General features: G+C 53.8%; 1 protein-coding gene. It reads right to left on the bottom strand.

Annotated elements, in window-relative coordinates:
- Nucleotides 1-21 precede the first annotated feature (21 nt).
- Nucleotides 22-6,753 (bottom strand): amino acid adenylation domain-containing protein, encoded by a 6,732-nt coding sequence (locus MKX42_RS15360; RefSeq protein WP_340753239.1) that lies wholly within the window; start codon nucleotides 6,751-6,753, stop codon nucleotides 22-24.
- Nucleotides 6,754-7,084: the final 331 nt, after the last annotated feature.

Raw genomic sequence — 7,084 nt, 5'->3', positions numbered from 1 at the left:
GATATTAACCTTCCTTCATGCTTATAGGTTGCCAAATAGTTCGTTGAAATCTTCTAATGAGATCTTGGAGTACCCCAGATCGCTTGGGGTTAGCTCAGTCTCAGCTTGCTGCATACAGTGTTCGACGACTAACAGCAGTTGCTTCTTGTAATTCTCCATGAAGGCCTTCATCGTGCTCGCGCGGTACTCATGCTTATCGAAATCCACCTGCAGAGTCAACTTCCTGTCGACAACGATTCCCGTGATGTCCAGTACATAAACCCTTTCTGATTGCGGACTTCTTGCTGTTCCTGCATAAAGCTCTGATATCGATAAACCACCTGGAATTATCTCCCTATTCAATTGCCCCAAGTAGTTGAAGCTTATTTCCGGATGGGCTCCGCTTTCAAGCCCGCTCTTCTCCGCTGGCGCCAAATACTTCAGCACTCCATATCCAATGCCCTTGTTCGGAATCCGTCTCAGCTTTTCCTTGAACGATTTGATCCAGTAGGCTATTCCTTCCGTCTTCTTCAGTTCGAAGGTGACGGGGTAAATACTCGTGAACCAACCTACCGTCCTCGTCACGTCTAAGCTACCCAACACCTCTTCCCGCCCGTGCCCTTCCAAGTGGATGGCCAGCGTTTCATGTCCCGTCCATTCCTGCACGGCTAAGCCGAGTGCCGCTAGCAATACATCGTTGATTTCAGTCTTGTACGCGTGGTGGATCCCCGTCAGCAGGTTATTCGTTTCCGCCTCACTTAAGCTAATTGCCCAGCTTGCACTGTTTTCCACTGTGCGTGTTCCCGCGCCTACCCCGTCTTTGGGCAGCTGCTTGAACTCGACATTATCTTCCTGCATCCAATAATCCGCTTCCCAGAGCAGTTCCCGGCTTTGTGCATAGTTCCCCATCCGCTCCGACCATGCCCGGTACGAATGCGTCTTCGCAGGCAGCGCGATAGCCTCGTCGTGCAGCCGTTGCTCGTACCCCGCCGCGAAATCTTCCAGCAGGATTTGCCAGGACACACCGTCAACGACGAGGTGATGGATCGCAATCAATAGATGGTCTCCTGCTTCCGTCCGGAACAACCCCAGCTGCATCAGCGGCCCGTTCTGCAGATCCATAGCCTGCTGGACAAGGGCCGCCTTCTGCTCGACTGCCGCGTTTACGTCCTCTTCCGCCGAGACATCGAATACGTGCAGACGAAACACTTCGCCTCCCGTTCCCCGGTTTATCTGTACGATGTTCCCATCTTCATAGCGGTAAACCATCCGCAGCGCGTCATGATGTTCCGCCAGCATCGCCGCGGTTTCCTTCACCGCCGCTTCCCGGAACCCGTCCGCGCGGTACAGCATCATCGCCTGGTTCCAGTGATGGCTTTGCGAGAAGTTTTGTTCGAAAAACCACCGTTGAATAGCGCTAAGCGTGGTTTCCCCCTCCACTGAAGCTTGTTCTGCGGTTTCTACCAGCGCTTGGATATATCGGCTGGCTTCCTCGATCGTCGGATACGTGATGATATCCCGTACCGCCAGCTTCATGCCTTCCGAGCTTAGCCTGGACGCTACTTGGATCGCTTTGATAGAATCGCCGCCCAGTTCGAAGAAGTTGTCACTGATGCCGACAGGCTGTGAAATGCGAAGTAAGTTCTGCCAAATCTCCGCCAGCTTCGTTTCAGCCTCGCTATGCGGCGCCACATACTCGCTTCCCGTTTGCACCAGCCCTTGCGGCTCCGGCAACGCCTTTCGGTCCACCTTGCTATTGGCCGTCAGCGGGATTCGCTCCACTTCCACCAGATATGCCGGCACCATGTACTCCGGCAGGCTGCGCTTCAAATGCGAGCGCAGCTGGAATGCGCTGATTGCACCGCTGCTCACCACGTAGGCGCACAGGTACGCTTCACCGCCCTCATCTTGCCGTGCGGTCACGACCGCTTCCTTCACATCTTCGTACTGGAGCAAACGGTGCACGATTTCGCCCATCTCAATCCGGTACCCCCGGATTTTCACCTGCTCGTCGAATCGCCCCATGTACTCCAGGTTCCCGTCCATCAGCCATCTGGCCTGATCCCCCGTACGGTACATCCGCTCCCCGGGCGTGAACGGGTTATCCACGAACTTCTCCGCCGTCAGCTCCGGACGGTTCAAATAACCGCGGGCCACAGCGACGCCTCCGATCGTCAGTTCGCCCGGAATACCAGGCGGCAACAGCCTGCCATTCGCGTCGAGAACATACAGCCGTGTATTATCGATTGGTTTGCCGATTGGTACCGTTCGAAGGGTTTCGCCGGTCGAGCAGTCGAAAACCGACACGTCCACCGTTGCTTCAGTCGGCCCGTACAAATTGATCAATTTGGTCGCATTCTTCTCATTGAGTAAAGCGTTAAAGCGCGCTGCCTGATCCGGGAGAAGCGCTTCACCGCTGGCAAAAACGAACCTTAAGCTCCGAAGCGCGGCAATCTGATCGGGCTGCTTTTCCAGGTAAGCGAGGAACAGGTGCAGCATCGATGGCACGAAATGCAGCGTCGTCACTTCATGACGCTCGATCGCCCGTACGATCGCTTCCGGTTCCTTCTCTGCTCCTGGAGCGAGAAAATGCGCTGACGCACCTGCATACGCCCACCAGAATAACTCCCATACCGAAACATCGAACGTAAACGTCGTTTTCTGCAGAATGACGTCCTCAGCGCCAAGCGGATAAGCCCGCTGCATCCATGCGATTCGATTGACGACCGAACGGTGCTCGATCATGACCCCTTTCGGGTTGCCAGTCGAGCCGGACGTGTAGATCACATAGGCCAAGTTTCCGGAGGAAGCAACGGCCGGCAAATTTCCTTCTTCCTCTTCTTCGTATAACGTTTCATCATCCAAACGGAGGCGGGCTCCCGCAAACGGAACCTCTTCGAAAAGTGGACCGTCCGTGAGCAGCCATCGCGCGCCGCAGTCCTCCAGCATGTACCGGATCCGTTTATTCGGCAAATCGGGGGTGATCGGTAAGTATGCGCCGCCTGCCTTCAAAATGGCCATAATGCCGACGAACATGGCCGGTGAACGCTCCGCGGCAATCGGCACGATATCGTCCGGTCTGACGCCGTATGCACGAAGCTTAGCGGCAAGCCGGTTTGCCTTCGCGTTAAGATCCCTATAGGTCAACTGCTCAGACTCAAAAATGGCCGCCACCGCTTCCGGCGAACGCTCTGCCTGCTCCTCGAACAGCGCGTGGATCGTCTTGTCCTTTGGATACTCGGCCTTTGTATCGTTAAACCCGATGATCAGTTGCAGTTTCTCTTCTTCCGGAACCAGTTCGATCTCGTCCAGCCGTATGTCCGGACGATCTACGACCTGCTCTACGATCACCGCCAGATGCCCTGCCATCCGCTCAACCGTTTCCTTCTTGAACAGCGCCGTGCTGTATTCCCATTCGAAATGCAGCTGCCCTTCCATTTCCACCGCAGACACCGTCAGATCAAACTTCGCCACCTGGAATTTCTGAGGATATGGCCGGACCTCCAGCCCTTCCAGCTTCCACTCACTCATCTTCATGTTCTGCAGCACCAGCATCGTGCTAAACAGCGGGTGTCGGCCCGTATCCCGCCGCACGTCTAGTTTCTCCACCAGTTCCTCAAACGGATAATCCTGGTTCTCCATCGCCCCCAGCACTACGGCTTTCACTTCCGCCAAATATATGTGAAACTGTTTGCCACTCGCTGGGCGGCTGCGCATCGCCAGCGTGTTCACGAACATCCCGATGATCCGGTCCACATCCGAGTGCCTTCTGCCCGCTACCGGGGAACCGACAACCACATCCTCCGCTCCCGCATAGCGCGACAGCAGCACCCCGTACGCTGTCAGCAGTGCCATGTACAGCGTTACGCTTTGCTTCGCGCATAGCTGCTTCAGCCGCTCCGTCTCCCGCTTGCTCCATACTTGTCTAATGCGGTCTCCCGCAAACTGTCGAACCGCCGGATACACGTAATCTGTTGGCAATTGCAGCACCGGCGGCTCATCCTCGAATGCCTTCAGCCAGTATTGCTCCTGGGCTTCGTACGCGTCTCCTTGCATCTTCTCCAGCAACCATACCGCATAATCCTTATAGTGAATCTCAAGCGGCGGCAAGCTCTCACCCGTGTACAAACGCGAGAACTCGTCAATGAATACGTCTATCGACACGCCATCCAAGACGATGTGGTGCATGTCCAGCAGCAGTACGTGCCGCCCCTTTCCCATACAAACCAGGCCCGCTCGTAAGAGCGGTGCTATGCCTAACTCGAACGGGCGCATGAATGCTTGAACCTGCAGCTCTAATTCCGCCTCTGCAGCCTCCATGACTTCTAGCGGCACTTCCACTAGCCCGGCGATGCACTGCATCAGCCCATCTTCACGCATCTCAAATGAGGAACGAAAAGATTCGTGCCTCGCCGCCAGCAGATTCAAACTTTCCCGCAGGCGTTGCACATCAAGCTCCCCTGTAATCTCAAGTGCATGCGGCACATTGTAGCTCATACCGCCCGGGTCCAATTGGCTTACGAGGTACATCCGCTGCTGTGCAGGTGATGCTGGATACCAATCGCGCGGCTCCGCCTTGCCGATCGACTCGTAGCGTTCCTTAACCGCAGCCGACTCCAAGTAGCCGGCAAGCTCCTCCACCGTCGGACCCGCGAACATTTCAGTAAGCGGTACGTTCGCGTTAAATTGCTTTTGTATGCGCAACACGAGTTGCGCCGTTTTCAGCGAATGCCCGCCCAATTCGAAGAAGTTGTCATGGATGCCCACCGGCTGCGATATTCCAAGAACTTCCTGCCAAATCTCCGCCAGCTTCGCTTCCGTCTCGCTTCGCGGCGCCACGTACTTTCTTCCCGCCTCCATCAGCCCTCGCGGCTCTGGCAGCGCCTTCCGGTCAATCTTGCCATTAGCCGTCAACGGGATCCGCTCCAATTCCACCACATAAGAAGGCACCATGTATTCCGGCAAGCTGAGCTTCAAAAACGCGCGCAGCTCGGATGCACTAAGCGCCCCGCCGCTCACCACATATGCACACAAGTACGCTTCGCCACCCTCATTTTTCCGAGCGACAACTGCCGCTTCTTTCACGGCCGCATGCTGAAGCAAACGATGCACGATTTCACCTGTCTCGATCCTGTAGCCCCGGATTTTCACTTGCTCGTCGATCCGCCCCATGTACTCCAGGTTTCCGTCCGGAAGCCATCTGGCCAGGTCCCCCGTTCGGTACATCCGCTTCCCTGGCTCGAACGGGTTGTCCACAAACTTCTCCGCCGTCAGCTCCGAACGGTTCAAGTAGCCCCGCGCCAAACCCGTTCCCGCAATACACAGCTCTCCCGGCATCCCGACCGGCTGCAGTTGGTTTCGAGAATTTAGAACATACACTTTCGAGGAAGGAATGGGTTTCCCTACCAATATATTTCCCTGTTTATTGGCTTCTCTCATAAACGTAGTCACAACACTATTTTCAGTTGGTCCATACTCGTTTACAATTTCAAGAGTCGGGTGCTTGCCAGACGCTTTTTCTAGAAGCGAGGAATCAAATGCCTCGCCAGCCAAAGTAATGACACGTAATGACTGGATCTGATTGGGCAAGCAGCCATCTAGAATCTCGTTAAACAGAGTGGGAACTGAAATGAAATGCGTGATTTTCTCCCGCTCTATCAAACCAATAATTTCATCCAGATCGATTTGCGAACCCGATTGCATCAAATACACTTCGGCTCCGCTGATAAGAGGGGTAAAGAAACTTGTAATAAAGCCATCAAAAGCCACTGAAAACAATTGAAGCACACGGTCTGAACTGTCGAACGCATACTCCTCTTTTCTCCACTGCAAAGTTGCGGAAATGCTTGCATGCTCGACCATAACGCCTTTGGGCTGGCCCGTCGATCCCGATGTGTAGATGACATACGCCAAATCACCCGGGCCGCTTGCCGCAAGTAGGTTCGACGCATCTCCCGTATAGAGCTCCGCATCCGTAAGGTCAAGCACCTCTCCTGCATAAACCTCCGGCACTTGTGCATCCCCATATACGAGCAGCAAATCTGCACCGCTGTCTTCTAGCATGTAGGCCATCCGCTCCGTCGGGTACGCCGGGTCGATCGGCAAATACGCGCCGCCGGCCTTCAAGATTGCGAGTATCCCCATGACCATCTCCAGCGAACGCTCCACCATGATTCCTACGATCCGGTCTGCCCCGACACCTTGTTCCCGCAGCACGCGTGCCAGCCGGTTCGCCTTCGCATTCAGTTCTCCATATGTCATTCGCTCAGGCGCAAGTGCGACCGCCACTGCTTCCGGTGTCCGCTCCACCTGCTCTTCAAACAACCCCTGGATCGTTTGGCCCTTCAGGTAATCGGCTTTCATATCGTTAAATTCGGCTAGCACTCTCTCTATTTCGTACCCTGTACACAAATCGAGTTCGTCTATTAATTGAAAGGGATGGTGGATGACCTGTTGAATCAGATTCGCCAAGTGAGCGTACATCTGCGAAATCTCAGACTCATGAAACAGGCTGGTACGATAATCAAAATCCATTCTCATAGGATTCGACGGGTTCGTTTGCTGTACACGGATTATCAAATCGTTTCCTTCGTGGCCCCCTAACACATGGTCCAGTTCATAGGTAAATATGTCGTTTGCAAAACTGGAACTACTGGGGAACTCCATCGCAACGCGGAATAATGGATTCTCATAATTGTTGTTTTGGCGCAATTCATGAACGAGCAAATGAAAGGATAGTAGGTCATTCTCATACGTACAATTTGCGTCATACATCCTGGTCACTTCATCTACATACGGTCTGATTTTATATACATATATATGCAATACGGATAAGAAAAACTTACATACCGTGATTTTGTTACCATTGCAAAAATGCAAGATTCCTTCCTGAAGCTCCGGGGGGATATCAAAAGATTCTCGATTCACTTTAATACTGGAGGCCACTAACTGTCACTTCCTATTCGAGATTTAAATTTTAATGCCCATTGCAAATAAAAGGAGTGAATCCCGCCAATCGACCAGACCACCCTTAGTCAGTCTTGGCAGAAATCCACTCCGGTTTTGAACCTTCGTTTTCGTTGCAATTCCAGGCAAAGTAAGCGTC

Source organism: Paenibacillus sp. FSL R7-0204 (assembly GCF_038002225.1).
Lineage (GTDB): Bacteria > Bacillota > Bacilli > Paenibacillales > Paenibacillaceae > Paenibacillus_AQ.
This window is presented reverse-complemented; position numbering and strand designations above follow the sequence as displayed.

Bases quoted from the DNA above. Each gene is read 5' to 3' on its own strand.
- MKX42_RS15360 (WP_340753239.1), bottom strand. From the start codon at position 6,753: ATGTATGACGCAAATTGTACGTATGAGAATGACCTACTATCCTTTCAT.